This window comes from Paenibacillus albidus (assembly GCF_014644435.1).
Classification (GTDB): Bacteria; Bacillota; Bacilli; order Paenibacillales; family Paenibacillaceae; genus Paenibacillus_AQ; species Paenibacillus_AQ albidus.
The window spans coordinates 307,188-333,435 of the sequence record NZ_BMKR01000001.1; the positions used below are offsets into that span (position 1 = coordinate 307,188).

Annotated in this window: 24 protein-coding genes; 5 read left to right on the plus strand and 19 right to left on the minus strand. The window is 51.6% G+C overall.

The window, feature by feature from the left end; genetic code table 11:
- Positions 1-257 precede the first annotated feature (257 nt).
- Positions 258-815, plus strand: a complete 558-nt coding sequence (locus IEY53_RS01335) for a GbsR/MarR family transcriptional regulator (protein ID WP_189021811.1) — start codon at positions 258-260, stop codon at positions 813-815.
- A gap of 317 nt (positions 816-1,132) precedes the next feature.
- Positions 1,133-2,149: a LacI family DNA-binding transcriptional regulator gene (locus IEY53_RS01340; protein ID WP_189021893.1), complete on the plus strand. Its 1,017-nt coding sequence runs from the start codon at positions 1,133-1,135 to the stop codon at positions 2,147-2,149.
- A 64-nt stretch (positions 2,150-2,213) separates the two neighbouring features.
- On the opposite strand, the gene IEY53_RS01345 is transcribed toward IEY53_RS01340, so the two are convergent.
- The 7 genes from IEY53_RS01345 to IEY53_RS01375 form a co-directional block, all read right to left on the minus strand.
- Entirely contained in the window at positions 2,214-3,224 is a 1,011-nt protein-coding gene (locus IEY53_RS01345) for a ketoacyl-ACP synthase III (protein ID WP_189021812.1), read from the minus strand.
- Between the two features lie 144 nt (positions 3,225-3,368).
- Complete coding sequence (locus IEY53_RS01350; RefSeq protein ID WP_189021813.1) at positions 3,369-4,079, minus strand: hypothetical protein; 711 nt, start codon at positions 4,077-4,079, stop codon at positions 3,369-3,371.
- A 176-nt stretch (positions 4,080-4,255) separates the two neighbouring features.
- Positions 4,256-4,714 carry a hypothetical protein gene (locus IEY53_RS01355; RefSeq protein WP_189021814.1) on the minus strand — a complete coding sequence of 153 codons (459 nt, stop codon included), beginning with the start codon at positions 4,712-4,714 and terminating at the stop codon, positions 4,256-4,258.
- A 178-nt stretch (positions 4,715-4,892) separates the two neighbouring features.
- Positions 4,893-5,915 carry a zinc-binding alcohol dehydrogenase family protein gene (locus tag IEY53_RS01360; RefSeq protein WP_189021815.1) on the minus strand — a complete coding sequence of 341 codons (1,023 nt, stop codon included), beginning with the start codon at positions 5,913-5,915 and terminating at the stop codon, positions 4,893-4,895.
- A 25-nt stretch (positions 5,916-5,940) separates the two neighbouring features.
- Positions 5,941-6,882, minus strand: a complete 942-nt coding sequence (locus IEY53_RS01365) for an aldo/keto reductase (protein WP_189021816.1) — start codon at positions 6,880-6,882, stop codon at positions 5,941-5,943.
- Between the two features lie 22 nt (positions 6,883-6,904).
- Positions 6,905-8,404, minus strand: coding sequence for a tagaturonate reductase (locus IEY53_RS01370; protein ID WP_189021817.1), 1,500 nt, complete (start codon positions 8,402-8,404; stop codon positions 6,905-6,907).
- A complete protein-coding gene (locus tag IEY53_RS01375) occupies positions 8,401-9,267 on the minus strand; it encodes an amidohydrolase family protein (RefSeq protein WP_189021818.1) in 867 nt (288 codons plus the stop codon). Before IEY53_RS01375 ends, IEY53_RS01370 begins: the two co-directional genes overlap by 4 nt.
- Before the next feature lie 158 nt (positions 9,268-9,425).
- Here IEY53_RS01375 and IEY53_RS01380 point away from each other — a divergent pair, with 158 nt between their 5' ends.
- Positions 9,426-10,289, plus strand: a complete 864-nt coding sequence (locus IEY53_RS01380; RefSeq protein WP_189021819.1) for an AraC family transcriptional regulator — start codon at positions 9,426-9,428, stop codon at positions 10,287-10,289.
- A 376-nt stretch (positions 10,290-10,665) separates the two neighbouring features.
- On the opposite strand, the gene gtfA is transcribed toward IEY53_RS01380, so the two are convergent.
- Entirely contained in the window at positions 10,666-12,108 is a 1,443-nt protein-coding gene (gene gtfA / locus IEY53_RS01385) for a sucrose phosphorylase (RefSeq protein WP_189021820.1), read from the minus strand.
- 302 nt (positions 12,109-12,410) lie between these two features.
- Between gtfA and IEY53_RS01390 the strand changes: the two genes are divergently transcribed.
- On the plus strand, positions 12,411-13,406 hold the full coding sequence (locus IEY53_RS01390; protein WP_189021821.1) for a LacI family DNA-binding transcriptional regulator: 996 nt from the start codon (positions 12,411-12,413) through the stop codon (positions 13,404-13,406).
- A 46-nt stretch (positions 13,407-13,452) separates the two neighbouring features.
- Here the strand turns inward: IEY53_RS01390 and IEY53_RS01395 are convergent, their stop codons facing one another.
- From IEY53_RS01395 to IEY53_RS01405, 3 genes are all read right to left on the minus strand, one after another.
- Positions 13,453-14,214 (minus strand): nucleotidyltransferase family protein, encoded by a 762-nt coding sequence (locus tag IEY53_RS01395; protein ID WP_189021822.1) that lies wholly within the window; start codon positions 14,212-14,214, stop codon positions 13,453-13,455.
- Between the two features lie 91 nt (positions 14,215-14,305).
- Entirely contained in the window at positions 14,306-14,818 is a 513-nt protein-coding gene (locus IEY53_RS01400; protein WP_189021823.1) for a GNAT family N-acetyltransferase, read from the minus strand.
- Positions 14,815-15,351, minus strand: a complete 537-nt coding sequence (locus IEY53_RS01405; RefSeq protein WP_189021824.1) for a GNAT family N-acetyltransferase — start codon at positions 15,349-15,351, stop codon at positions 14,815-14,817. Before IEY53_RS01405 ends, IEY53_RS01400 begins: the two co-directional genes overlap by 4 nt.
- Before the next feature lie 379 nt (positions 15,352-15,730).
- Between IEY53_RS01405 and IEY53_RS01410 the strand changes: the two genes are divergently transcribed.
- Entirely contained in the window at positions 15,731-17,398 is a 1,668-nt protein-coding gene (locus tag IEY53_RS01410; protein ID WP_189021825.1) for a ribonuclease J, read from the plus strand.
- Positions 17,399-17,601: 203 nt separating this feature from the next.
- On the opposite strand, the gene IEY53_RS01415 is transcribed toward IEY53_RS01410, so the two are convergent.
- The 8 genes from IEY53_RS01415 to IEY53_RS01450 form a co-directional block, all read right to left on the minus strand.
- Complete coding sequence (locus IEY53_RS01415) at positions 17,602-18,000, minus strand: STAS/SEC14 domain-containing protein (RefSeq protein ID WP_189021826.1); 399 nt, start codon at positions 17,998-18,000, stop codon at positions 17,602-17,604.
- Between the two features lie 460 nt (positions 18,001-18,460).
- A complete protein-coding gene (locus tag IEY53_RS01420) occupies positions 18,461-20,362 on the minus strand; it encodes an ADP-ribosylglycohydrolase family protein (protein ID WP_189021827.1) in 1,902 nt (633 codons plus the stop codon).
- Between the two features lie 220 nt (positions 20,363-20,582).
- Positions 20,583-20,750, minus strand: a complete 168-nt coding sequence (locus IEY53_RS01425) for a hypothetical protein (protein WP_189021828.1) — start codon at positions 20,748-20,750, stop codon at positions 20,583-20,585.
- Positions 20,751-20,752: 2 nt separating this feature from the next.
- On the minus strand, positions 20,753-21,079 hold the full coding sequence (locus tag IEY53_RS01430; RefSeq protein WP_229695914.1) for a bifunctional 4-hydroxy-2-oxoglutarate aldolase/2-dehydro-3-deoxy-phosphogluconate aldolase: 327 nt from the start codon (positions 21,077-21,079) through the stop codon (positions 20,753-20,755).
- Positions 20,988-21,308: a beta/alpha barrel domain-containing protein gene (locus tag IEY53_RS34880; RefSeq protein WP_229695915.1), complete on the minus strand. Its 321-nt coding sequence runs from the start codon at positions 21,306-21,308 to the stop codon at positions 20,988-20,990. Before IEY53_RS34880 ends, IEY53_RS01430 begins: the two co-directional genes overlap by 92 nt.
- Before the next feature lie 99 nt (positions 21,309-21,407).
- Positions 21,408-22,844: an ABC transporter substrate-binding protein gene (locus IEY53_RS01440; protein ID WP_189021831.1), complete on the minus strand. Its 1,437-nt coding sequence runs from the start codon at positions 22,842-22,844 to the stop codon at positions 21,408-21,410.
- A gap of 108 nt (positions 22,845-22,952) precedes the next feature.
- Complete coding sequence (locus IEY53_RS01445) at positions 22,953-24,704, minus strand: sensor histidine kinase (protein WP_189021832.1); 1,752 nt, start codon at positions 24,702-24,704, stop codon at positions 22,953-22,955.
- Complete coding sequence (locus IEY53_RS01450; RefSeq protein WP_189021833.1) at positions 24,701-26,236, minus strand: response regulator transcription factor; 1,536 nt, start codon at positions 26,234-26,236, stop codon at positions 24,701-24,703. Before IEY53_RS01450 ends, IEY53_RS01445 begins: the two co-directional genes overlap by 4 nt.
- Positions 26,237-26,248: the final 12 nt, after the last annotated feature.

The following is a 26,248-nucleotide window of genomic DNA, read 5'->3' on the forward strand; positions in this document are numbered from 1 at the left end:
GTTCCGACCTCCTTCTCCCGATATGTCCACGGGTTAGCTCACTCGTAATATTTTAACGGAGTTACGAAAAACTATGCAAACACCAAATTCGGATAAAATTTAGTGTACAGTTTTAACTTTACAAACTTTATGTATAGCATGCTCTGTTTAACGCCATATTCCTTTACAGACGAATTCTTTACTTATGGCGTAGGATTTGATTACAATACACAATAGAGGTTTACAGTCTTTCAAGTCTATTCCTCAGGAGGGGCACCATGAATGATCTAGAAGGGCTTGCGCCCGAGCAAATTGAGAAAATCAGCAAAGCCCGAGAGCGTGTTATCGACTCCATCGGCAAAAACATGGATTTGTACGGCATCACCTTATCCATTGGGCATTTATATGGTTATATGTATTTTAATCAAGGACCGGTCACGCTGGACGAGCTTAGCAAAACCATGGGAATGAGCAAGACATCCATGAGTACCGGAGTTCGAACCCTGCTTGATCTGAAGATGATTGATAAAGTTTGGGGAAAAGGCACTCGCAAGGATCTGTTCGAGGTGGTACCGGACTGGCATCAGAATTTCAGCGACTATTTCTCTATTAAATGGAGGAAAGCCGTTGAAGGCAATATGAACGCATTAACCAAATCACTGAACGAGATCAGAGGCCTGAAGGAAGAATACAGTGCCGTTGAAGGACTGACCCAGCTGCTGAGCAACGATGAGCACAAGATTGAAGAAGCGGTGAAATACTACCGTTGGCTGCTGAGATTGATTGAAACGCTGGAGAACGGCACCATTTTCGACTTTATTCCCAAAGAAACATAAGTCCACGCTCCGCCACACGATCCCACCTGATATTTGTTAATAAAAAGACGCCGGCTCCTTTACTGAGGACGCCAGCGTCTTTTGGTTTATTCCATTTCTTATCGTTCTGAACCTGCCTTACCTATTTCGTTGTTTTCGTAATGAAGCTATAGTAAAGAAACCGGTTTCGATTCTGTTTGACTTGCTTTACTAATAAGAATAAACTTGAAAGTAACTGGGTTTCCCGTCTTTATTCTTGTTCTTTTTCTTAAAAAACCGCTGTATTGCAGCGTTTCCCCCAGATTTCACTTTAACCGGAGGGTGGCTTTCCATTGCAGCTGAATATCAAAATGATTGCCGAGATGGCAGGCGTGTCGGTATCGACCGTTTCGAAAATTATGAATAACTATAGCGATGTTTCCGAAAAAACGAAACAAAGAGTACTGGAGATCATCGAACAGACCGGATACTCCCCGTCCAATTCGGCCAAAACGCTGGCTACCAAGAAGTCCAGCCTGATCGGCGTTATTTTTGCGGGTGAGCTGAATGTGGACTTTACACATCCTTTTTTTGTGGAGGTGCTGAACTCTTTCAAGAAGCAGATGGGGGTGCTCGGATATGATCTTATTTTCTTTTCCAACGAGAAGTTTCTGAGCAGCGGTGACTATTTTTCGCGTTGCCTGCATTTTCATGTGGATGGATGTGTCATTATATCCGGCCAGAAGATGGAGTCGGCGATCCGCGAGCTGGACATGAGCAGCATTCCTTGTATTGGCGTGGATCTTGAGCTGAAGGGCAAGAAATCCGGATATGTGATGTCCGATAATTACCAGATCTCCTCCAAGGTTGTGGAGCATTTCTATCTGCTTGGTTACAGGGAGCTCGGCTTTATCGGGAGTACGGCTGATTCGGATATCTCCAATCTGCGTGAAGCAGGGTATATCAAGGCAATTGAAGGCTTTGGCCTGACGGTCAATGAGCAATGGTTCGTGCATGGCGAAGACTTCTTTGAGCCCAGCGGGTACGAGGCTATGCAGCGCTTGATCGCATCCGGGCCTCTGCCCAAGGCGGTCTTTGCCGCTTCCGATCTGCTGGCTCTTGGCGCCATCCGCGCACTGAAGGAGCATGGCCTGCGGATTCCCGAGGATATCGCGCTTGTCGGCTGCGATGATATCGAAGCCTGCAAATACACCACCCCTACACTTACCACCATCCGCCAGAATAAAGAGCGGCTTGGTGTTCTCGCCGCCCATATGCTGTTCGATCTCATTAACAACCAATCCGAAGGCGGGTCCTTTGTGGTAGAGCCAGCCCTCGTTGTCCGCGAATCCTGCGGCAGCCGCAAGCATCCGTAAATTGCAGCTGGGCACATGTCCCGAATCTGAAGCCACTTGATCCGATAACGTTTTCGGGATCGGTTTACAGCGGCGTAGATTCTGATACCTGGGGAGCCAAATCCAGCTGGACCAGCTGTCCGGCATGGGTCAACCCCGCGCCGAATCCGTACATCAGTATCCGCTGGCCGTTCTGCACCTTGCCTTCCCGGACACCGAGATCAAGCGCCAGCGGAATTGTTGCCGCCGAAGTATTCCCGAAGTTGACAAGACTGTACAAGGCTTGCTCCATCGGATAGTTCAAGCGTTCGCAGATCGGTTCAATAATCCGCAGGTTGGCACTGTGGGGGATGAACCAGTCCACTTGTGCCAGGCTGACACCAGCCTGGTCCAGGAGGCGCTGAACGCCTTGCGGGACCGTCCGCACTGCCCAGCGGAATACTTCTCTGCCGTTCTGCACCAGCAGCTTGGTGTCCAGCAGCTCCAGCTCCTCGATTCGGCTGGACAAGGCGGTACGGTACACATGATGCCCGCCGCCGCCGTCGCTGCCCAGGTGGTAACCAAAGAACCCTGTGGACAGCTCATCGCTCTCCACCAATACAGCACCGGCGCCGTCACCGAACAGAATACAGGTACTGCGGTCTGTATAATCGGTAATCTTGGAGATCGTATCTGCCCCCAAGACCAGCACCTTGCGGTGTAGACCAGAGGCCACATAACTATGGGCTGTATGCAGAGCATAGACGAAGCCCGCACAAGCTGCGTTCAGATCCATAGCTCCAGCCGTCAACGGAATGCCCAGACGGTGTTGTATTAAAGAGGCTACTGAGGGAAATGTTAAGTCAGGCGTACTGGTAGCCACAAGAACCATGTCTACATCGTGGACCGATTTATCGTAACGTTTCATCAAATCCTGCACAGCGGAAACGCACAGATCACTGGTGAATTCGTTGGGGCGGCTGATCCGGCGTTCCTTGATGCCGGTCCGCTGCACAATCCATTCATCATTTGTCTCTACCATTTGTTCCAGATCCGCGTTGGTCATTTTTTGCAGCGGGACATAAGAGCCGATGGCTGTAATTTTTGCACCTGTCATTTCCTTCACCCCTCATGTTTAGTATCTAGTATTAGTACTTGGTACTAATTATAACAAATCTAATCTGCACAGCGCAACCCGTGCCGCTACATCCCATGGTGAGAAATGGGCCGGGTTTGCGAAGTGCCGAATCCCCTTTTGACGTTACCCCTTCCGCTTTTTGCTTCTTCTGCTTCTGGCCCAAAAGACTGCAGCGACCGTTAGAACCAGGATCACCAATCCTCCGGCAATTGCAATATTCCGGATCTGCGGGACATATACTACCAACTGAACCGGTTCTGTACCGGCCAGTGCAATATGCCAGGTCAACGTCCGCCCATCCTGCTCCGCTGCGTTGTTAGCCCCGTACAGATCGAAAGGCAAGGTTAGCTTAAAGTCAAAGCTAAAACTGTTTATCAGCATCCGGACAAGTGATTCCGGTATGCTTAACGAACCGATGCTTTCAATGATTTGGTCGGTATAGGCGTTTATTTTCAACTGGGTTTCGATATCATATTTGGTATAAAACAAAGAATCCGTGGTCTTGACTCTGGAGTTTACAATATCCCAGTTTCCGGACAATGCCTTTATTTCTTCTATGGACGCATAGGACTTCATGATTTGATAATCCGCAGCTTTGCCGTCCTGTGTCTTTTGCAGCTCGATTCCTTTCTGCTGAAGCCTGTCCGTCAGCAGCTCATCGATTCGTCCGCCCAGCAGCGACTCGGCTTTGGCATTCAGATGGACATTCGCAGCGATGTCTATACTTCCATTGTTGTTCACTGTAACCTGAGCCGTTCCTTTTGCGCAACCTGACAACAGCAGCAGCACAAGAACCAACCCCGTAATCATTAACGTTCTGCCTCTCCAGGCCATCTCTCCACCCCTCCCAAATATCAACGTTCCCCAACACGGCCGTTCGGTGAGGGCCTGCCCTAGGAATATCATAAGGAGTTTCACAGATATAATCAAACTGGAGAAACACAAGCAGCCAGCCCCCAATCACCGGAGGGCTGGCTGCTTGTCAATTTAGTTAGGTGGACACTGCAGCTTTATGGAGAACCGACCAGCGTCCGGCTATAAGAGGATAAGGACTCTGGCGTAGCCAGATACAATACATCCACCCCCGCAGGCGTTCTCAGCTTCAGAACCCTGTTGGCAAACCGGTCGCATAACCGGCATAGCCGCATATCCTGCTCAGGAATATAGAACTGGATGTTGGTTACCTGCACCGGGGACTGCTCCAGCAGCCCCGCCAATACCTGAAGACCTTGTACGAACAGCCGGCTTCCCCTGCGGTCCTCATCAAGATATACCCTATCCACCATGACCGTTTCTTTATTGGCAAAATGCTGGTCTGCCGTCCCGTAGCAATAACCTGCGGCGCCGACTACCCGGTGATCCTCATTCAGGGCGATCAGCATCTCCCCATGCTGAAACTGGGCGCTCAGCAACAAGAACATGAGTCTATGATCCATACCCGGATGCAGTCTGGCCTTGTTGCTCAGCATATAATGAGTGTATAATTCGATATCCTCTTTCTGCTTGCAGACCCTAAGATGCACCATGTTTCCCGCCCCTTATGTATGAAGTCTACTTCATGAGCAGTTTAGCACGGCACTTCCCGGTTCCGATACTTACTAAAGTTATTTTCCCCGAAACTTTGGAGGGGACCGGCGGCTAATGCCGTTACAGTTCCACCACAGCTTTGATGACCCTCTCTTCCGGCAGCAGCCAGCGGTCAAAATGGGCGATCATCTCTTCAAACGGCACGCGGTGTGTGATATACGGCTTAACATCAACCGCCCCGCTTCGCAGTGCCGCCATCACCTTCTCAAAGTCTTCCAGGACGGCATTCCGGCTGCCAAGCAGCGTCATTTCCCGTTTATGAAATTCCGGATCATTAAAAGAAATATTCTCGCGTACCAGCCCCACATAGACCAGCTTGCCGCCATGTCCCACATAACGGAAGGCGTCCGTCATGGAGCTCTGGTTCCCGGTAGCATCATATACGATTACCGGAAGATCACCGCCCGTAAGCGCCAAGATTTGTTCGTAGGCTTCCAGCCGCGCATTCACGGTATGATCAACCCCTGCCCAGGACTTACAAAACTGCAGCCGTTCTTCATTCACATCCATGGCGATCACGGTAGCCCCCTGCTGCTTGGCAAAAGCCATCACCCCCAGGCCAATCGGCCCGGCCCCGATCACCAGCACCACCTCACCCGCGCGCAGCTCTGAACGGCGGATCGCATGCATCCCGATACTTAGCGGCTCCAGCAGTACAGTCTGATCCAGCGTAAGACCCTTCGTCTTGATGAGATGGCTCAGCGGAACGCATATCCGCTCTCTCATCCCCCCGTCAATGTGTACGCCGAACACCTGCATGCCGGTACAGCAGTTGGTTTTTCCGTTGCGGCAGGCAATACAGGTGCCGCAGTGCATATAAGGAATAATGCTCACCTGATCGCCCACCTGCAAGCCCGTCCCGCCCGTTCCCTTCTCATCCATTTCTTCAATGATCCCGGCCAGCTCATGCCCGAGAATTCGCGGATAGCTAAAAAAAGGCTGCTTCCCCTTATAGGCGTGCAGGTCGGTCCCGCAAATCCCGATGCGCCGGACCCGGACCACGGCCGTTCCTTGTGTCAGCACAGGTTCATCGATCTCCTGGAACCGCAAATGCTCGGGTTCATCGCACACAATACTTTTCACGCCATACCCTCCTTTTGTCCTCAAATTACTTCAAGTGCAAATTGTATTCCGGTCTTCCGCTTGGCCAGGTAAGATTGTGAATCGGCTCCAGAATCTCCAGCACCTCCTGCAAAAGCTCCTCATTCAGCGGTTCATCCGTCCAGGCAATGTTGTTGGTAATATTCACCACACTGCCTGTGCTGACCAGCGTTGTCGGAATCTGCTCATTGGCGACAGAGAATTGTATGGCCAGCTTGGAAAGATCCTCCCCTTTGGCGGCACAGTGTGCGGCTGCTTGTTTACAGGCCAACTTCACCGCCTCCGGTGCCGGATGCCACTCCGCTACAGGCCGGGTGCTGAGTTGTCCCATCGAGATCGGGGAGGCGTTCACAAGGCCCACCTTTTTGTCATGCAGCAGCGGCAGCAGCTTCAGGAGTGACGTATCGTTCAGCGAATAATGGCAGTAGGAGAGAATGACGTCCAGATCGGTCTTCGCCAGTGTCTGCTCAAAGATATGCAGCGGCAGGCCGGATACCCCGACGAACCTGGCCTTGCCCTGCTCCTTCAGCCGGTACAACGCCGGGATCGCTTCTTCTATCACCTGCTCAAACGGCACAAACTCCATGTCATGCAGCAGCAAAATATCCACATAATCCGTCTCCAGCCGCTTCAGGCTGGCCGCAAGGCTCGCCTCAATATGACCTGCCGAATAATTGAACTCATCCGCCCCGGTCCGGCCCGCTTTGGTTGACAGCAGAAACTGGTCCCGGGGCAGGTCTTTTATAGCTTTGCCGAGTACGGTTTCGGCTTGGGTCAATCCATAATAGGGTGAAACATCAATGTAGTTAATTCCCTGTGCTACAGCGGTATGGACCGTACGGATGCCCTCCGCTTCATTTATGTCCCTGAATACGGAGCCCAGCGAAGAAGCGCCGAAGCTCAGCACAGAGACATCCAGGCCGGTTGCGCCCAGCGGTCTGTATTTCATCAGTCACCACACTCCTTCATTCCTAATGTCTGTCGAGTTCTTCAAGATAAGCCGTTACTTTCCCGGCCAATCCCTCCACCAGAGTCAGATCCCGGCCCCACAGGTCTTCATTGCAGAGCAGGCGGTCCACCGTGTCTGCCAGCAAACGCTCTTCCATTCCCCCGGCCTCCCATGCCTCTGCGCAAATCCCCAGCAGCGCCGGATCATCACGCACCTGGTACGGTTCACCGCGCAGCGTAGTTCCTTCATATCTTCCTTCTGTCTCACGTACTCTGCAGTAACGCAGCAGTCCACCCAAACTCTGAACCAGGCGTTCAGGCAGACCCTTGCCTTGCTCCACATAGGCCTCAAGAGAAGGCAGCAGTCTGACCCTGAATTTGGACAGGCTGTTCATGGCGATATCGGCCAGATTATGACGGATGAACGGGTTGCTGAAGCGCTCGTAGACACTTTCCGCGTAATGCAACAGCTCCCCGGCGTCCATCCCCATCACCGGAATAATCTCCTGTTCCACAGCTCCGGTTGTAAAGGCGCGGAATTCAGAATGCTCCATCACTTCACGGACATGTCCCAGGCCATGCAGCAGAGCCAGCGGAGTCATCAAGGTATGGGCTCCATTCAGAATCCGAACCTTTCGCAGCTGATAAGGCTTCAGATCCTGCACCCAGTGCACATTCAGCCCCGACTTCCTTAACGGCAGCTGCTCATCCAGCTCCGGCTCCCCTTCAATGGCCCAGAAGTGATAAGGCTCCGCCGCATTCAGCATCCGGTCACGGTAACCAAGCTCCGCGAACCAGGCCTCCGCTTCTTCCTCCGGATATCCGGTGACAATCCGGTCCACCAGACTATTGAGGAACCGGTTATGCCGCTCCACCCACTGGATAAAATCCTCCGGGAACCTCCAGTCCCGGCTGTATTGCAGCACAAGGCGCTTGAGTTCATCTCCGTTGCGTTCCAGCAGCTCCAGCGGCAGGATCAGCAGGCCTTTGCCCGGGTCACCTGCCACGGCCTGAAACCGTCTATACAGCAGAACCGCCAGCTTGCCGGGAAAAGATAATACGGGTATGCCTTCCTGCAGCTCCTCCGGGTGGTAACGCAAACCGGCTTCGGTCGTATTCGAGACGATTACCTGGAGCTCAGAGCTCACACCTAAGCTGAGCCACTCCTCCCATTCCGTATACGGATCAATCGTTCTGGAAATGACCGGAATCACCTCCGAACGTTCCACCGGCTTGCCCTGTTCCAGTCCGCGGGTGATCTGGGTATAGAGCCCATCCTGTTCCTTAAGCTTAGCCAGCTTTGCGCTTCCCGATGGCCGGGGCTGGCTGACAGCAATACTTCCCTGGTAATTCTCCTGTTTGCAGCACTCGTTAATCATCCAGTCAAAAAAGCCGCGCAAAAAGTTCCCTTCCCCGATTTGCAGGATTTTTACCGGGTTCTGCCGGATGTGTTCCGCACTCTGTCTTTTCCCGCCCTTCAAAATGGAGAGGTTCAAATGCTGCTCCGGTACTGGTTTACTCATGCTTTTTCAGCTCCATTTCTGCCCAGTCTGTCTTGCAGTCTATAGAAATCGATGGCATTGCGCCCGAATAACCGCTCCTGCTCCTCTTCCGTATACCCTTCGGGCAGACACTGCTGCAGCACATCCACCACTTCAGCATAACTTGCCGACAGCAGACATACCGGCCAGTCACTGCCGAACATGACCCGCTCTGGGCCAAAACACTCAATCACATGGCGGATGTAGAGCATAAAATCGCTTGTCCTCCACCCGTGATGCTCCGCTTCGGTCACCATGCCGGAGAGCTTGCAATATACGCCGGAATGCGCAGCTATGGCCGCAATCAGGCTCTGCCAAGGTTCCATGATTCCCGCGGCAATCTGCGGCTTGGCTATATGGTCAATGACACAGTGCAGCCGGGGCACACGTTCCAGCAGCTCCACCACCACATCCAATTGCTCTGCAGTAACCAGCACATCCACAGCAATCCCCTGCTCCTCCATCCAGTGAAACGCTTCCATGAATGGCGGCTCCAACAGATCGCCTGCGTTCTTCATATCCTGAATCATTATGCGCACACCCATGAATTTGGGATGCTTGCTGAATGCGGCATATTGCTCCCGATACGACGGGGCCGCCAGATCAATCCAGCCCACCACCCCGCAGATACTCGTTGTCTGCTCGCTGAGGGACAGAATAAATTCCGTCTCGGCAAGTGTCGGAGCTGCCTGAACGACTATTGTTCCATCCAGCCCATGCCGGGCCAGATGGGGCTCCAAGTGCTCCGGCAAAAAGTCACGGTACAGCACCGGCAATTCCGGAGTGATCCACCCGTAATCTCCCCTGGCGATTTTCCAGTAATGCTGATGTGAATCAATACGCAAATTCCCAGCCTCCTTCGCTAAGCTGCCCATAGGGGGAATACTTTGTACTTTTATATTAACAGCAATATTAAAGATTAAAATAACTTATTACTGCAGGATTGTACTCTTTTTTGATATTTGCTATGATTTTTAAAGAAAATTACGGGAGGAGCACCCTTATGGAGCCTTTTCGCAAGCCGTTTCATTCCGACGCCACATTCCCGTTTGATATGGTCTACAAGGACACCAAACAATCCCAGGAGGAGCTCCCCCATCATTTGCATGACTGGTGCGAGCTGATTTATGTCTATCGCGGGACAGGCAAATTTTTTATTGACCAAAAGCTATATGACATGCATCCGGGGGACTTGTTCATCATTCCGGAGGATACCATTCACCGCGCATTCCCAGATAGGGTCCGCCCGGTTACGTCCACGGCTATTTTCTTTGACCCGTCGTTTGTCCGGCCTTCTTACATCGGGGATACATTCACGTATCTTCACCCGTTTAGAGAGAGCAAACGGCGTAAAAGCTATAAACTCATATGTCCGCCCGCCTTCCGGAACGATCTGGAGCAGCATATGCAGCAGATTCAGCGGGAGATGTTGGACAAGCGCAGCGGCTACCGCCATGCGGTCACCCTGCATCTCCAATACATCCTGTTCGGGCTCATCCGCGAGACTGACCCGGAACATCAGCCGGAGCCGGCCAGCTCGGACTATGGACCGCTCTGGATGCAGCAGACCTTGCGGGACATCGATGGCCATCTGTTCGGGGATATTGGACTCGCGTCCCTGTCCAGGCAAGCGGCGGTAAGCGCCGCCCATTTCAGCCGGGTCTTTAAACAATTAACCGGGATGAATGTAACCACCTATATCACCACCAAGCGGATCATCCAAGCTAAGGAGCTGCTGCGCCAGACCGACAGCAATGTCAGCAGTATCGCCGTGTTATGCGGCTTTGAGAGCCTGCCTCATTTTTACCGGGTATTCAAAAAGATCACCGGGGTTACCCCCGCCGCCTATAAACGTCAGATTCTTTAACCTGACAGGCTAGAGATCTCTCGCAGGAGATCGAGCGCGAGCATCGAAAGGGAATGAGACCCGCTAACTATGAAATAGGGGTTGTGCCCGGATTGTTACCGGGAAAACCACCCGTTAATTTAATGGAAAGGCGTGAATTGGGGTGTTTTGGAGAGATTAACGGGTGTGATTCCCCCTATTTGGGCTGAAAGGGAGCCGTCTGAGGATTTAGCGGGCGGATTTCCCTATAGCAGAGTGGGGTCAATCTGTGTGTCGTTAAATCCCAGCCACCATTCAACAAAACAGGCCGTTCAGACGCTGGATTCCCGCTAAGGAAACCAGCTCGCCCTGAACAGCCTGTGATAAGGTACATTTTACGTTTCGCATCATTCGCAGCTTAGAAATGTTTTTTCCACTCTGCTCCGTTCTCTCTTTCAAGAACTGTAAAAACCTTGGTCGCCAAATTGGCTTCCAGCTTAGCTTCATGGCCGTCTTTGTTCCAAGTGATTACGAGTTCATTCTCATTCATTTGATCCACATGAATATCTCCGTCAAAAGCCGGACAGTTGTTTCTGAATCTCAGCAACTGGAACAGCTCCTGAACCACCGGGCGCTCCACCTCGGCTTCAATTTCTTGAGCAGAATAGTAATGGCGGTTAATATTGCGCCCTTCCTTAGTGCGCTCAAGCAGCTCTATATCATTCTCCCCGGCCAGCAGGCCTACATAATAAATCTGCGGAATGCCCGGTGCGAAGCACTGAATTGCCCGTGCCAGCAGATAAGCCTGGTCGTCATTGCCGAGAGCCGAATAATAGGTGCAGTTGATTTGATAGATATCCAGATTATTATAAGCTTCCGTACTATAGATTTTCTTGACATTCGCTCCCTGGCTATACAGGCTTTCGCGTGTCATCTCCGCCTCTTCATCCGACAGCAGATCCTTCACATCCACCACGCCGATGCCGTCATGTGTATCGAGTGTTGTGAACTGCCGTCTCGGACAAATCTCCAGCCAATGCGCCAGCCGGTGTGTTTTCCCGCTGAATAAGGCATGCAGCACCAACATCGGCAGTGCAAAATCATACACATAATAATCCTGCCCGGCAATCTTCAACTGGATGCTGTAATGCTCATGGATCTCCGGCAGCACAGTTACGCCGTAAGGCTCCACCATTTGCTCCGAATATTTCAGCATGTCCCAAATCTCCGGCTCCACGAAAAAGCAGTTGGTCCCGATCTTTTTATTAGCATAAGCAAAGGCATCCAGCCGGATGATCGAAGCCCCTTTTTCAGCCAGGAACTTTAGATTATCCCGGATAAAGCTTAGGGTTGTTTCCGTAGTCACATCCAGATCGATCTGCTGCTCATCGAAGGTACACCATACTTTTTCACTGGAACCGTCTTTGAACTCAACTTCAACATAAGGCGCACGCGGCTTGCGTTTATAGATCAGGTCCACATCTTCGGCAGTCGGCTCGCCCCCCGGCCAGAAATCCTTGTAGCGGATGAACAAATCTGCATATTTCGAATCGTCCTTTTTCTCCAGGAAATCCTGAAAATAAGGAGACTGCCGCGAAATATGATTAATCATAAAATCATACATCATATAGAATTTGCTGCTCATCTCTTCCACTTCCGCCCATCCGCCAAAAGCAGGGTCCACCTTCGTATAGTCCATAGGCGCAAACCCCCGGTCACCCGAGGAAGGGTAAAACGGCAATAAATGAACTCCGCCAATAACGCCCTTCAAATGTTTATCCAGCACTTGATTCAATTCTTTCAAATTACTGCCCAAGCTGTCCGCATAGGTAATTAGCATCGCTTCATTTTTAATCTGCATGGATGAATGTCCCCTCTATATCAAACTGTACACTCTGGCTTCATAAGGCTTAGGCTGAAAGAAGGTTATCCCCTCATGCACAATCCTTATGTCTATGAACATGTTTCATTTTATTACCATCGCATTTATATGTCAAACGTTTTCATATAACATATTACTTTTTATATAGGGTATTGTGATAATATTATGATGTTATTACATAAATTTTGTGGTAACGTTATCACATTGTATTATTGTGTTACAGGACAATAAATCCTTAATAGCGAATATATATTTAGTTCTAACGAAACGAGGATGAGGGCATGGCCAGTATTAAAGATGTAGCCAAAGAGGCCGGAGTGTCGGTGGCAACGGTCTCCAGAGTAATGAACAACCGGGGATATATCAGCAAGGAAACCCGCCGCAAAGTAGAAAAGGCTATGGAAGCCATTGATTATCATCCCAATCAGATTGCCAGAGCGCTGCAGAGAAGCCAATCCTATTTCATCGGAATCATTGTTCCCGATTCCAACCATCCTTTTTTCTCCGATCTGATCAAGTATGTGGAAATGAGAGCCAATGAGAAGAATTATAAGCTGCTCATCTGCAACTCTCTTGAAGATCCTGAGAAAGAAGCCAACTATATCAGCATGCTCCGCCAGAATCAGGTGGATGGTATTATAATGTGCAGCCATACGATGAATATCGAGAGCTACAAGAAGGTTACTTTTCCAATCGTGTCCTTTGACCGCTTTATATCACCGAATATTCCATGCGTGGGATCGGATAACTTCAGGGGCGGAGAGCTTGCTACGGAGCATCTGATCCAGTCGGGCTGCAAGCGGCTGCTGCACATTTCGGGCCCGCTGGATCTAGATATTCTGTCTAACCGCCGCCGCGATGCTTTTGTGATCACCTGCATGAAGTACGGCGTGGCCTATGATATTATCGAGGGTGCCCATAACAAGCTCACCTTTGATTATTTCTGGTCTTTCATCACCGAAAAGCTCTCGCCGGAGGAACTGCATAAATATGACGGGATATTCTGCAGTAATGATATTGTCGCCTACGCTCTGTATATTTACGCGCAGCAGCAAGGGCTGCAGGTGCCGGAACAGCTCAAAATCATCGGCTATGACAATCACAGCTTTACACGCATGCTCCAAAATCCCAAACTGACTACCATCATGCAGCCCAGTGACCGCATCGGCAGCATGTTGACCAACACTCTCATTCAAATGATTGAAGCAGAGGAAGACGACCCGCATGTGAACAACACTACCGTTGATGTTACCTTGATTAAAGGCGACACCACTTAAACAGAAACAGGGCAGACCCGCTTATGACGGGCCTGCCCTGTTTCCCTTACCAGTCTTTATCCTGTTGTTTTTCGTTTTCCAGTAAGGCTCTTATCTCCGCATACGCTTCAGGGGTGCCGACATCATAAATGCTGCCTTCACTGAAATAAGCCCTGATCTCCTTGTGGGAATGCAGCCACTCTGGAAAATAACTCGGGGCATCCGGGTTGCCGCCTTCGCTAAGGTAGCGGGAGAATAACGGCAGTGTAGTCCGTTTATAAAGGTATAACGCGAACACCCCAATGTTCGTCTTCGGTTCCCGGGGTTTCTCTTCAAAGGAAATAACCCGGCTCTCCCCGTCCAGCTCTACTACGCCAACGCTTCTCAATTCCTCCAGGCTGTCGACAGGCCGGACCAGGATGCAGTCTTTTTCTACCGTATGAAAATAACGCAGATACCCCGCAAGACTGAAGCCAAGCACATTGTCACCGGCCAGCACAAGCAGGTCATCGTCAAGCTGCTCGCGCTCAATCACAAACGCTATATCTCCCACCGCACCCAGCCGTCCCTCCACCGAGGAAGTACCGTCATTGATAATACGGATCGGGAGTCTGCTGCTTCGTTTGGCTAACCACTGCTCAAAAGCCTGAAAGAACCGGTCATTCGTCACGATGAGAATTTCCGTTATTTCCTCCAGCGCCTCCAGCCGGTCCAGCATTAAATCCAGTATCGTCCGGTTGCCTTGAATCGGCAGCAGCGGCTTGGGGGTATGCCTGGTCAATGGATACAGCCGGGTCGCATAACCTGCAGCCAGGATTAATGCTTTCATTCGCTGATCTCTCCTCTGCTTGGAATACGGCCCTTTTACTATATACCAGAAGGACCAGCCCGCCAAGCGCTGCAACTGCTGCCCTAGTTGCCTACTTAAAGCTTGTCAGATAAGAATGAAGTTTAGCTATATCAACCGTGTAGATGTTCTCCGGTCCGTGTATTCCTTCGGCTTGTCCCGTGATCTCGGCGAATTTCCCGTATAACCGGTTCAAATAAGGTTGGTCTGCCAGGGCATGAAATTGAAAAAATTGTACGCCGCGGTAATTCTCCAGCATGTATCGGACCAGCTCCCTGAAGCTCCGCACGAACACCCGGCTGCTGCGGTGGTCCTCCTCAAGCACTACCGAATCCACAAAAGCAACCTCACCCTGGGGATCCGGCTGGCCGTCCAGCTGCTGACGCCGAAAGCTGGCATAACCCACAATTGCCCTCTGTTCATCCCGCAGCAGCAAAAGCTCCGACACGGAGAGCGTCTCCAATAAATGGAGCAGGGCTTTCTCCAGAGTGAAATTGCGGCTGAAGGCTTTCCGGTGCCGGATAAAGTATAAGGAGAACTCCGCTAAATTCTCTCCGCTGCCGCCAAAATCATATTCGATCTTCATCGGATTCCCGCCTCCCCGCTTGTGCGCAAAGTCAACACATAGTCATAAAGGCTGCTGTATTGGGCACGGTACTCCTCTACCTGCCCCAAGCCGGTTTCTGACTGGTCCACCCGCTCCCCCAGCTTCGCGCACAGCCGGCTCAGCTCCCCGCCTGCGGGAATCCAAAACCGGATCTCAGTTACTTTGGATTCGGATTGCTCCATATACTGCAGGATAAATTGCAGCAGCTGCAGGAACACGCGTGTTTTTCTATAGGCAGGCTTCAGGAACACCGCCTGAATCTGAATGATATCTGTATCCAAATAATCGCCGGGGCCCGTTCCGTGAATATACCCTGCGGCACCGATCGGTTCATCCTCTTCTTCATCAAAAACCAAAATGGCCTCTTTTCCCAGGAGGACCGGACTGGATATATAACTGAGCGCCACCGGAAAGGAGTAGGGCAGCTTCAAATCATTGTAGTGCTCCAGCAGCAAGGTGATATATTTTTCATGGTAAAAGCCCGTCAAACAGACGGAACAGTAGATATTCATTAGAGGAAAGCTCCTTTGGTAAAAGACTGCACAGCAAAAATAGGCCCTGAACCCCATACGCTAGGGTCAGGGCTTACGGCTTACTTAGCGGATGCCATTCTGATTTGCTCGTTTACTTTGAGCTGCTCCAGAATGCTCATTTTCTGCAGACGTGAGCCTCCGTCTCTCTTAATGCTTGGCGGGATAGGTACCATAAGGATCAATCTCCTTCCTCAAATAAGTTCAATTTAAATATATCAAATTTCGACAGACTAGAGAATTAACTAAGGTTAATTCCTAGGAAAATAATCCTATATAGATTGAACTTATAAAGTTAAATACGGATAATTTATTGGGCACCCATACATAATATAGGGGAATCGAATAAGGAGGGTCTTCTATGAACATGTCAGGACAGCGCCTGTCGATTGCGGCATTGGGCGGCGTTCATGAAATCGGCAAAAACATGTATTTTCTGCAATATGCCAATGATATTATCGTTATTGACTGCGGTTCCAAATTCCCCGATGAAAGCCTGCTGGGCATTGATTTAATCATTCCCGATGTTACCTATTTACTGAATAATATAGACAAAGTTAGAGCACTGGTTGTTACGCACGGGCACGAGGATCATATTGGAGGCATTCCTTATCTGCTGAAACAGTTGAACCTCCCGGTCTATGCCTCCCGCTTAACGATCGGGTTGATTGAGAACAAACTAAAGGAGCATGGGCTTCTGCGGCAAACCAGCCTGCACTGCATTAACGCAGAGTCCACCCTTGAGCTGGGCTCGATCACAGCTACCTTCTTCAATACCAACCACAGCATACCGGACTGCCTGGGCATCGTATTCGATACGCCTGAGGGAACCGTTGTTCACACAGGAGACTTCAAGTTTGACATGACCCCGGTCAACAGGCAATACCCGGACATTCACAAGATGGCCGAGATCGGCAAAAAAGGAGTGAAGTTCCTGCTGTCGGAAAGTACAAATGCCGAACGCCCCGGCTTCACCCCTTCGGAAAAGCTTGTCGGCGCCCATATGGAGGAAGCATTCTTTAAGGCTGACCAGCGGATTTTTGTCTCTACCTTTGCTTCGAATGTCCACCGATTGCAGCAAATCGTGGATGCCGCCCAGCATACCGGCCGCAAGCTCACCTTACTGGGCCGGAGTATGGTAAATGTAGTCGGGGTAGCCCAGGAATTGGGTTATCTGAACATCCCCGATGGAATGCTGGTTGAGCCTGCGGAGGCTGCCAAGCTTGACTCTGACAAAATTGCTGTACTGTGCACCGGAAGTCAAGGCGAGCCCATGGCTGCCTTATCCCGTTTGGCCAACGCAAGTCACAGACAGCTGCAGATTAACGCTGGAGATACCGTTCTTATCGCAGCCAATGCGATTCCCGGCAACGAACGCAATGTGTCCAAAATTGTAGATAACCTCTACATTTTGGGAGCAAGGGTGATCTATGGTTCCCGCAGTGAACTGCATGTCTCGGGACATGGCAGCCAAGAGGAATTAAAATTGATGCTGACCTTGATGAAACCTGAGTACTTCATTCCGATTCACGGAGAATACCGTATGCTGCATCATCACAGCCAATTGGCGGAGGACGTTGGAGTCGAACGTGATAACATCTTCATCCTGAAGAATGGGGATATTGTGGAGTCCAGCGCAGGCAAAGTGCGTCAATCCGGCCGGGTTCCGTCCGGACAAACGCTTGTGGATGGCCTCGGCATTGGCGACATCGGCAATGTTGTGCTCCGCGACCGGCGCCAGCTGTCGGCAGACGGGATTCTGATTACTGTAATCACCTTGAACCAAACGGATGGTAAAATGCTGAATGAGCCGGATACGATCTCCAGAGGATTCGTATACGTGCGAAATTCCGAATCGTTGATGGAAGAAATCAATCAGCTTGTAACGGCAACCCTGCTGAAGTTGAGTCCGGCCGATCTGGGGCAATGGAGTATCATGAAGCAGACTCTCAAGGACACCTTGGGGAAATTCCTGTACGAGCGAACCAAACGGAGACCGATGATCCTTCCGATCATTATCGAGGTTTAAGGATGCTTCAGACTAATGACCACGAAGACTCCGCCTGCTGCTCAGGCGGAGTCTTTATTTTTTGAGCAATTATATCCTGGGCAGCTCCTCCCTTAGGCGGAAAAGGATCATTGCCGTAGCTGATCGAATCGGAAATTTTTCCGTCTTTGTTATGAATCTTCCCCGCCCTGCAATCATGAATCCCTCACCTGGCACAAACGTTATTATTCACTTACAAGCCAAGCTTTTGCATCTTCCGGATCATCAAAAAATTTTATTATGGGCAGGTTAGACTTTACATTTAACTGCCTGCATACTTTTCTAAGCGACCATTTCTGACGAATGGAAAAGCCGACGATGGCTAGCTTACGTATATGGTCCTTCAAGCGGTTCATACTTTCCATAAATTCAATCCATATCTGATCGGTTAATCTGGTTTCATAGAAGTCGACCCATATCCTCAGCTTTCTATTTGTACTTATAATAAAATCTTCTTCTGCCTTCATCAGTGCATACAATGCCTCATGTTTATCAAAGAAACTTCCATACTTCAGACAATGAATTTCACCACCTTTGTAAGCGTAAGGATAGATGGATCCGCCTGGTGACTTTACAATTCCCATACAACATTCACTCCCTTTTCTGGATACACCTTCATCCTTATTTTTCCTATAATCCTACTATTCTCTCTAACCTCTCTCGTTCCTGCTTCTGCAAACATGGGAAAAAGACTGGATAAGACAACCATGTTCCAGTCTTTGGTCAATTAGAGACAGTTATTTTTATTCAGGGACGGGAATTTGAAATATGGATGTGAGTTGTAATTCACTTTGGCACTAAAAGAGCCTTTTCAGGCGATTCTGTAACGTGGCTTTGGCACAATCTGTAACGACTCCTGGCACAAGACGTTATTTTTCAGATCATAAATTGACACAAACCGTGACTATGTGTTTTCGACTATCTGATTCTAAGACAATGACTTTCTCAGCATCTGCATCTGCACATTTGGTGGAGGTTTATTTTGTCATGGGTATCCAAAAGCTTGACTTGACATACTATTAGCTGGTTTTTATCTTACAAATTTCATTCCCCAGCCGGCAGATCCAGCAGCAGATCATTCAGATTATAGCAAAATCCCGGCTCCTCGGTTTCGGTAGGCGCTACCAGCAGCACATAGAGTTCCAGCGGTTGCTCCCCCCGAAGTGCTTCTACCTCAAGCTGATGATCCCCGGCAGTCAGCAGCAGCTCAATCCGCTGCCCCTCCGCTCCCCGATGATAGGAGGGCAGCCAATCCTCAGCTCCGGGGGAGTCCAGAATGGTCTTTCCGTCCAGCTTCAACCGGACGGCTCCCGGGGCCGCGACAGCCAGGCAGACCTTGCGGTCCAGCGGATTACGCAGGATCGTCCGGCCAAGATACCAGCCCTCGGACTCTGAAGCAATGGCTTCGTCAAGCAGCAGTCGATTCCCGGAGTTCCAGAGAGGCTGACTTTCCGAACTTCCCGGACCGGAGACACGCCAGCCCTGGCCCCGCACCAGAGTGAACGATGTATGAAATACCGCCCATTCCACATGGTTATGCAGCCTGGTCAGTTGAAGCTGCAGGGGGTAGGCGGATTCCTTCAGCCCGCTTGATGCGGTGACCGCCGCCTCCCAGATATGTGTTTCCCCTGCCGCCAGCGTGATTGTTTCTCCGTCCGGTCCCTGCCACTCCTGCGGAAGCTGCAGGGCCAGGCGGAAGTTCAGAGAAACGTCAGTCCTGTTAGTAATCGTGAACTCCAGCTCCTTCCGGCAGCCTGCACCGATAGAAGGGTCATTGTCTTCATAACGGATCTCCAGTTGCAGCAGTGCATGCTTCTGGGAGCCTTCAGGCAGAAGGCGGATATCCACGTTGGGATCACGTCTCCATAGCTCTTTAAAGGAATCGCCGACTTCCTCCTCAGGGATCAACCGGGTTGCGGCCTCTGGCAGGACTGAAATCCGCGAACCGGCATGGGCCAGCACCTGCTTGCCAACCGCAATGGTTCTGCGGGTCAATTCATCCAGCGTAGCCGGATGCGGAAAACCGTTGATCGGCGGACTGACCACGACCCGGTTGCCCACAGGGTCCACCCATTTGGCGGGCAGGCCCTCCGGTCCGATAATCATCCCCAGTATGGAGGCCAGCGTAGCCGCCGTGCAGTCCGTATCATAGCCGCAGTTCACGGCTTTCAGAATGGCATCCTCGAAATCCTCGCCATACAGCCAGCCCAGCAGGGTAAAGGCGATATTTTGCGGCGCATCCGTAAAATTAGGGTGCCCGTGATGCAGAAGAATCAGCTCGCGTGCTGTCAGCCAGTCCCGGCCTTCCCGGTGCCAGCGCAATAAATCTGTAACCGCCAGCGCAGTGCGGCAGTCCGCAGGAATGAACTTCATGCCGATGGCGATCAGCGCATCCCTGTCCTTCTCGAAGAATACAGCGCTCTCCAGCGCGGCGAAGAACATTTCCCCGTATACGCCCTCGCCGCCTGCATGGTCCGTAATCGCATCTTCGTAGGCATAACGTGCAGCCACCTCCGGCATTCCGGGAGCAACCATAGCCCAGATTTCGGAGCGGATCGGCGAACCCATGCAGTTGTTGAAGGGATTGTTGAAGCTTCCGGCGAGCGGGGGCATAAGCCCTCTGCGCATATTGGTCAACGCATAGCCGTATTCATCAAACGGAAAAAAAATATGGTCCACCCATTCCCGCGCCAGCTGCCGCGCCGTGATGCCCGGCCCATACTGCTCCAGCGCATGCAGCCACACCAGCTGTAGATCCAGATCGTCGTTCTCCAGCGGTCCATCCGGTAGCTCCGGGTAGAAGTCGAGCTGAAGCAGCTCTTTGCGGCCTTCTACCGGAGCCCCCAGCGTTCCGCCGATATTTTTGCCAAGCCAGCCGCCATAGACGATTCGATAGTAATCCTGTTCATTAAGAATACCTGTAAGAATGCCTGTCTCTGTACTCATATCACCACTCCTCGCAAACTGTATAGCGCTGTACCTCATCTTCAAGCGATGATTGAAGAAAGGAGGTTAAGGCTAGACGGTCAGGCAGCCCTTCGATATCACCATTCACCATCGTCCGACCGCACAGCCTCTGGTTACAGCTTCTGCAAGGGACAGGCCGTCCTGGTGAAAATGCTTCGCCAACTCGGCGCAATCCTTCGTTGCGTATAGGAAGTCCCCTTCACCTGCACCCGCCAGGATCATATCCGCCTTCCTGACGATCGCCGACAGGACGGACCGCCTCAATCCCGGGGATTCCCTGCCACTGCCTGTTCTCCTTCAAATATTCACTCCCCGGACTCCGCACAATTTCCGGCGGCTCCAGTGAACGATCCTTTTCAGCATTCATGTTCATTTCTCTTCCTGCCCCGTCTGCCTTGTCCTGCCTACATAGTTCCGGGCCAGAGCAGCCAACGCTTCGTAGTTGCCTTCGCTAACCCATTTCTCCTGCACCAGTCTTGCTCCGACAGCCGAAGCCCCGGCTCCCAGCCAGTCCTGCAGATTGCCTTCGTCCACACCGCCCACAGCCATCACCGGAATATGATTCAGCGGAGCCAGCACGGACTTCATGTAGCCGATTCCCAGATCACCGGCAGGAAACAGCTTGACGAGATCCGTGCCATAGCTGTAAGCCTCGGCCATCTCGCTCGGTGTCGCCGCTCCGGGAACCGAAATCAGTCCCCGCTCCGATGCACAGGCTTCCCCCAAAGCGGCGGGACAGTTGGGCGATAATAGCCGAAGCACCGTTTGCTTCCGCTGCGCCCCGCTGGTTGAACGGAATTTCCAGCAGCCGGATTCCTCCTTCGACCAGAGCCTCCACTACAGGCACAATGGCCACCGCGTCAATTCCCCGCAGAATTGCAACCAGCTTATGCTCCAGTATCTTTTCCATTACAGATATGCTCATCACAGAATGTCTCCTCGCTAAAGATCGTTTGGCCCGGATTGACAGCCGCCCCGGTCTGCCTACGCTGTAAGCAGACCGGGGCACATCCTTGCCGAGCCCTTAAGGCTTCAGCGGTTTAAAATCCGGCTTCTGGTATTTGGCCAGATCAATCGTTCCGGCTTCGACATTGGCTTCAGCCAATTTATTGAAGGCATCGCCCAGTTCCTCCAGCTGCTTCTCAATGTCCGGCAGTTCCTTGCTGCTCATGAACAGCTGGTTCATCACATCGTACACTACAGCCGATTTGCTGACATCCAGCGAGCCTACCTTGAGCGGAGGATTCACTACCGAATAATCAAGGCGAGGAGCCCTCGGGTAATCCACGGATTTGTCGTCAATCACGAAACCGTCCACTCCTTTGCGGTCAGTCGGTTGAATCGCTTTGTCCTGAGCGGCAAGGTTGGTGAAGGAGCCGAGGCCTTTTTTGGCCAGCTCTACGAACATTTCATCAGAGATGAGGAATTCCCACGCTTTCTTGGCTTCTTCCAGGTGCTTCGAGTTTTTGTTGATGCTGAAGCCGCTGGCCGTCTCATAAGCGGGGCCGCCCAGCACTTTGCCGTCCCAGGTCGGAAAGTCGGCAACCGCCCAGTCGATTTTGGCCGGGAATTGGTCGTTAAACACCCCGATATCCCAGGTAGCCGCTGACAGCATGCCGATATTTCCTTCCGCGAACTGGGCACGGATCATGTCATTATCGTAGGTACCGACACCCGGGAAGACACTTCCTTCCTTGTTCACATCAATCCACCATTTCACATACTTGGCGAACGGCGAGAAATCATATTTACCGGTTACCGCATTCCAGCCATCACGCCCATTGATGTCGCCGGAGACAGCCGCCGGATAAATCGCATAATATCTCCAGAATACCGTCTGCTTCACAGGCAGTCCAAGCCCAAACTTCTGCCCGCCTCCACTGGCCGTAATTTGCTTGGCATATTCACTCATTTCCTGCCAGGTGGCCGGTGGTTTCTCCGGATCCAGTCCCGAGGCCTTGAACAGGTCCTTGTTGTAGATCAGCTTGAAGGTGGTGACATTCTCAAAGATATAGTCCAGTTCCCCGTTTTTGGCGCTTGGCGGAACCGTGAGAGCGGATTCATCAAAGCGGTCCCGAATTTCCGGCGTAATCAGCGGGTTCAAATCCAGCGGATATTCGGCATTCACCAGATCGGTGGTAATATTATAGGCGATGTCCGGCAGATTCCCGGCGTTCAGCGCCAGCTTCAGCTGCTCCTCATAATTGTCCGCGAACACTTTATAGTTGATCTCGATATTGTCAGGGTTGGTTTCATTGAATTTTTTGACTAGTCTTTCCCGCACTTCCAGGTCATGCCGCGAGTTGACCCATACCTCGATCGATACTTTTTCTTTGGGTGCGGTGGTATTACTGTTTGCCGACGAGCTAGCGTCACCATTGTTAGAGCATCCGGTCATCAGGACCAGAAGCATTGCTGCCGCGGCCAGAATCCCCTGCTTACTCCTTTTTTTTTCACTCAAATTCTTCAACCCCTTATTTTGTTTTGATTACAACCTGATTATAAAAAGGAATAGGAGGCCAGCTAACCCCTCGGAATTCATATTTACTGAACAAAAACGCTTTCTTTTTCAAAATACAGACGGCGGTGGATCCGTTTCCGCCAGATTGACTCCATTTTCTGTAAATGGAATCAACAATTCGAAGCATTTCCCATCCTCCAGCGGTTTGACCTGAAGTCCATAGGCCTCACCGAAATACAGCCGGATGCGTTCATGAACATTGCGGATGCCGAAGGACGTAGGGTCAGGCTCCCGCTCGCTGAGCAGGCGCTGCACCTTCGGCAGATCCAGCAGCTGTCCATTGTCGAATACCCCGATACTGTAGGTGTCTTCGCCTGTCCGCCTACCCTTGATTTCAATGCGGTTCCCGCCTGCCTGACGGCTCATTCCGTGCATAATGGCATTCTCCACCAGGGGCTGCAGGGAAATCTTAACTATTGTCTGCTGAAGTAGCTCCGGCTCCATCTCTACAGTGATGGCGAACTGTTCTTTGTAGCGGATCTGCTGCATGCCGATATAATTGTTCAAATGCTTCAGCTCCTGCTCCAGTGTGACCACGTCATGGCCATCCAGCCCCGCACGGAGAAAGCCGGTCAAATATTCGATCATGCCGGTAAGCTCGCGGTCCCTGTGCTCAAGCGCCTTCCAGTTAATCGTATCCAGGCTGTTGTACAGGAAATGGGGATTAATCTGATACTGCAGCAGACGCAGATGATATTCCCGCTTCAAAATCTGCTCCTCACGGATTTCCATCAGCAGCTCGCGGATCCCGTCATACAGGATGCCGATTTCATCCCCCCGCACCAAAGGCGGAATATTCAAATGGGCACCATAACTCTTCTTGCGCACGACAAGGGAAGCCAGCCGCTCAATCGGCCGGGAGAAATTGTGGGCCAGGCGGCTCGATACCATCGTGGACACCAGCAGCAGCAGCCCCATCACCCCGGCGGTCCATTGATAGACCTTATAGAGCGGAAACAGCACATGCTTGCGGGGCACAATGCCAAGCAGTGTCCAGTTCTCCCCGACATGCCGCGTGGAGTAATAGTTTTCGCCTTCGGTATAGCTGTAGTCCGCTTGACTGCCCGGTTCTCCCGCTGCCAGCAAGAGGCCGGAGCGAAGCCCGGCATTCTCTTCCGTGCCCTGATATCCGACAAACACATCTCCTTCGAAGGCATTGTCGGCGAGCAGATACTGTCGCTGCCCGGATTCCAGCGGCTCACCTAGCAAGGCCTTTATGGAGCTGTAGGGAACAGAAATAAGCATGCTGCCGTACAGCTGATGGTGGGTAATGCTGCCGATTGGCACAATCCAGGTAAATTCATCCGCTGAATCTTTCCCGGACAATCTATACACCTGCTCCAGCGCGCCCTGGTCCAAAGAAAGACCTTCAATAAACTCGGGGTCGGCTTTTACCGGAAGACCGTAATGGGACAAATAATGCTCATCCGGCAGCAGGAAAGAAATGCGGAAGTCCGCGTTGATATACTTAATGTTCGTGAGGTACTGGAGCAGGCGGTTGGCTACCGCCGTCTGGCGGATAACGGAATTTTCCGAGGTATTAAAAAAAGCCTGGACCAGCTCTTCATCATGCAAAAACAGCCGCTCCGTCATTTCGAACTCCTGATACAGTTGTTCGAACGGGGCGGCTGTGCGCGACAAGATCATGTCCGAGCTTTCCTCCAGCTGACGGGTGAACAGATTGGAGGTGACGAAGATGTTCACGGCCCCGACAATCAGGATCGGAGCCAGAGTCAGCAGCAGGATCATCAAAAAAAGCTTGTGGTGGAAACGGTGGAACGGCAGGCGCTGTCTTCTCATACAAGAGCCCCCCGGTACTCGGAGGGAGTCATGCCGTACTCTTTTTTGAACAGCTTCACAAAATGCTCCACCTTGTTATACCCGACCTTGTAGGACACCTCGTACACCTTGAGTGTCGGGTCCTTCAATAGATTGAGCGCGGCGGCCATACGGACCTGAAGCAGATGCGTCCGGAACGTAATCCCCGTCTGCTGCTTGAACAGCTCACTCAGGTATACAGGCGAAATCCCAAGCTCCTCGGCAACGGTCGTCAGTTGAATATCCTGGCCATATTGCTGGTCAATCCGCTCAAGCACAATCCGAATCAGACGGTGCGCGCCTTTTCCGTGCCGCCGGTGGATCAAATGATGAATTTCATGGGTGAAAAATTGCAGCAGATCCTTGATCTTGTTCTGTCCGGCAATGCGCATCTTCAGGTCCTCCGTATCCGGAAGGACGTTGTCCCCTCCGGTCTGGACATGCTCCCTGATCGTTGTCAGCCACTCGAAGCACCAGCGCCGGGCGGCTCCAAGCTCCCATTCCAGAAATGAGACCGTCAGCTGGTTCAGCCAGCGGACCACCTGCTCCGTCTCCCCCTTCACCATCCACTGGATCAGCTCGGCCATCGACTTGGTCCACTGCATATAGGCCAGCTCACGGCTGGACGGCAGCAGGAAGCGGATCGGCTCCTCCGTATCGCCGCCCATATACTCCATCATCTTCTCAGTTTCCCAGAACAGTCTGGACAGCTCAAGCGGGCTTTGGCCCGTTTCGGAGATCATGATATGCACCTTCTTTTTGGTGAACCGGTCGATGCACTCATACAGCTGCCTTGCCAGGGCAATCAGCTCCTCCTCCGTCCGGCTTCCCCCGACGGTCAGCAACCATTTGCCGAAGGACAGGCGGATCGTGCAAATATCCTCATAGGCGGACAACAACTCATGCATTACATTCTGCACGGCAAATTGAGCGCTTTTATCAATCGTCATATGCCCTTCCAGCGTCACCAGAAACAGCCTCAGCTCGCCTTTCAGCATCCATTCCAGCCCGACATGGGCGCATTCCTCCTGCCAATCGTAGCCCGGATGGTTCCCGAGGATCAGCTCCTGGATATACTGGGAACGGATCGATTCCTCATAATATTGATTGCGCCTTACACGCTGCCTTTGCACCTTCAGCTGCACCAGATAATCGACCTGTTTCAGCAGAACCTGCAGCAGCTCCTCCGGCCTGGTCGGCTTCAGCAAATAATCGGTCACGCCGAGCTGCAGCGCCCGGCGGGCATAATCAAACTCGCCGTAGGCGCTGAGAATGATATACCGGATATCGGGATGATGAAGGACAGCCCTCGAAATCATCTCAAGTCCCGTCATATCCGGCATCCGGATGTCGCTGATAACAATATCTGGCGAAATCTGCGCCATCAGCTCCAGGGCGTTCGTCCCATCCTCCGCCACACCGGCAACCTCCAGATCATACTCTTCCCAAGGGATCATTGTAACCAGTCTCTCCCGAATGAAATGCTCATCGTCCACAATCAACACCTTGTACATACCCATCCCCCA

What these genes read in the sequence shown, in the direction of transcription:
- IEY53_RS01335 (WP_189021811.1), top strand. Translation starts at nt 258, where the DNA reads ATGAATGATCTAGAAGGGCTTGCGCCCGAGCAAATTGAGAAAATCAGC.
- IEY53_RS01345 (WP_189021812.1), bottom strand. Translation starts at nt 3,224, where the DNA reads ATGACAGGTGCAAAAATTACAGCCATCGGCTCTTATGTCCCGCTGCAA.
- IEY53_RS01350 (WP_189021813.1), bottom strand. Translation starts at nt 4,079, where the DNA reads ATGGCCTGGAGAGGCAGAACGTTAATGATTACGGGGTTGGTTCTTGTG.
- IEY53_RS01355 (WP_189021814.1), bottom strand. Translation starts at nt 4,714, where the DNA reads ATGCTGAGCAACAAGGCCAGACTGCATCCGGGTATGGATCATAGACTC.
- IEY53_RS01365 (WP_189021816.1), bottom strand. Translation starts at nt 6,882, where the DNA reads ATGAAATACAGACCGCTGGGCGCAACCGGCCTGGATGTCTCTGTGCTG.
- IEY53_RS01370 (WP_189021817.1), bottom strand. Translation starts at nt 8,404, where the DNA reads ATGAGTAAACCAGTACCGGAGCAGCATTTGAACCTCTCCATTTTGAAG.
- IEY53_RS01380 (WP_189021819.1), top strand. Translation starts at nt 9,426, where the DNA reads ATGGAGCCTTTTCGCAAGCCGTTTCATTCCGACGCCACATTCCCGTTT.
- gtfA (WP_189021820.1), bottom strand. Translation starts at nt 12,108, where the DNA reads ATGCAGATTAAAAATGAAGCGATGCTAATTACCTATGCGGACAGCTTG.
- IEY53_RS01390 (WP_189021821.1), top strand. Translation starts at nt 12,411, where the DNA reads ATGGCCAGTATTAAAGATGTAGCCAAAGAGGCCGGAGTGTCGGTGGCA.
- IEY53_RS01395 (WP_189021822.1), bottom strand. Translation starts at nt 14,214, where the DNA reads ATGAAAGCATTAATCCTGGCTGCAGGTTATGCGACCCGGCTGTATCCA.
- IEY53_RS01400 (WP_189021823.1), bottom strand. Translation starts at nt 14,818, where the DNA reads ATGAAGATCGAATATGATTTTGGCGGCAGCGGAGAGAATTTAGCGGAG.
- IEY53_RS01405 (WP_189021824.1), bottom strand. Translation starts at nt 15,351, where the DNA reads ATGAATATCTACTGTTCCGTCTGTTTGACGGGCTTTTACCATGAAAAA.
- IEY53_RS01410 (WP_189021825.1), top strand. Translation starts at nt 15,731, where the DNA reads ATGAACATGTCAGGACAGCGCCTGTCGATTGCGGCATTGGGCGGCGTT.
- IEY53_RS01415 (WP_189021826.1), bottom strand. Translation starts at nt 18,000, where the DNA reads ATGGGAATTGTAAAGTCACCAGGCGGATCCATCTATCCTTACGCTTAC.
- IEY53_RS01420 (WP_189021827.1), bottom strand. Translation starts at nt 20,362, where the DNA reads ATGAGTACAGAGACAGGCATTCTTACAGGTATTCTTAATGAACAGGAT.
- IEY53_RS01425 (WP_189021828.1), bottom strand. Translation starts at nt 20,750, where the DNA reads ATGAATGCTGAAAAGGATCGTTCACTGGAGCCGCCGGAAATTGTGCGG.
- IEY53_RS34880 (WP_229695915.1), bottom strand. Translation starts at nt 21,308, where the DNA reads ATGAGCATATCTGTAATGGAAAAGATACTGGAGCATAAGCTGGTTGCA.
- IEY53_RS01445 (WP_189021832.1), bottom strand. Translation starts at nt 24,704, where the DNA reads ATGAGAAGACAGCGCCTGCCGTTCCACCGTTTCCACCACAAGCTTTTT.
- IEY53_RS01450 (WP_189021833.1), bottom strand. Translation starts at nt 26,236, where the DNA reads ATGTACAAGGTGTTGATTGTGGACGATGAGCATTTCATTCGGGAGAGA.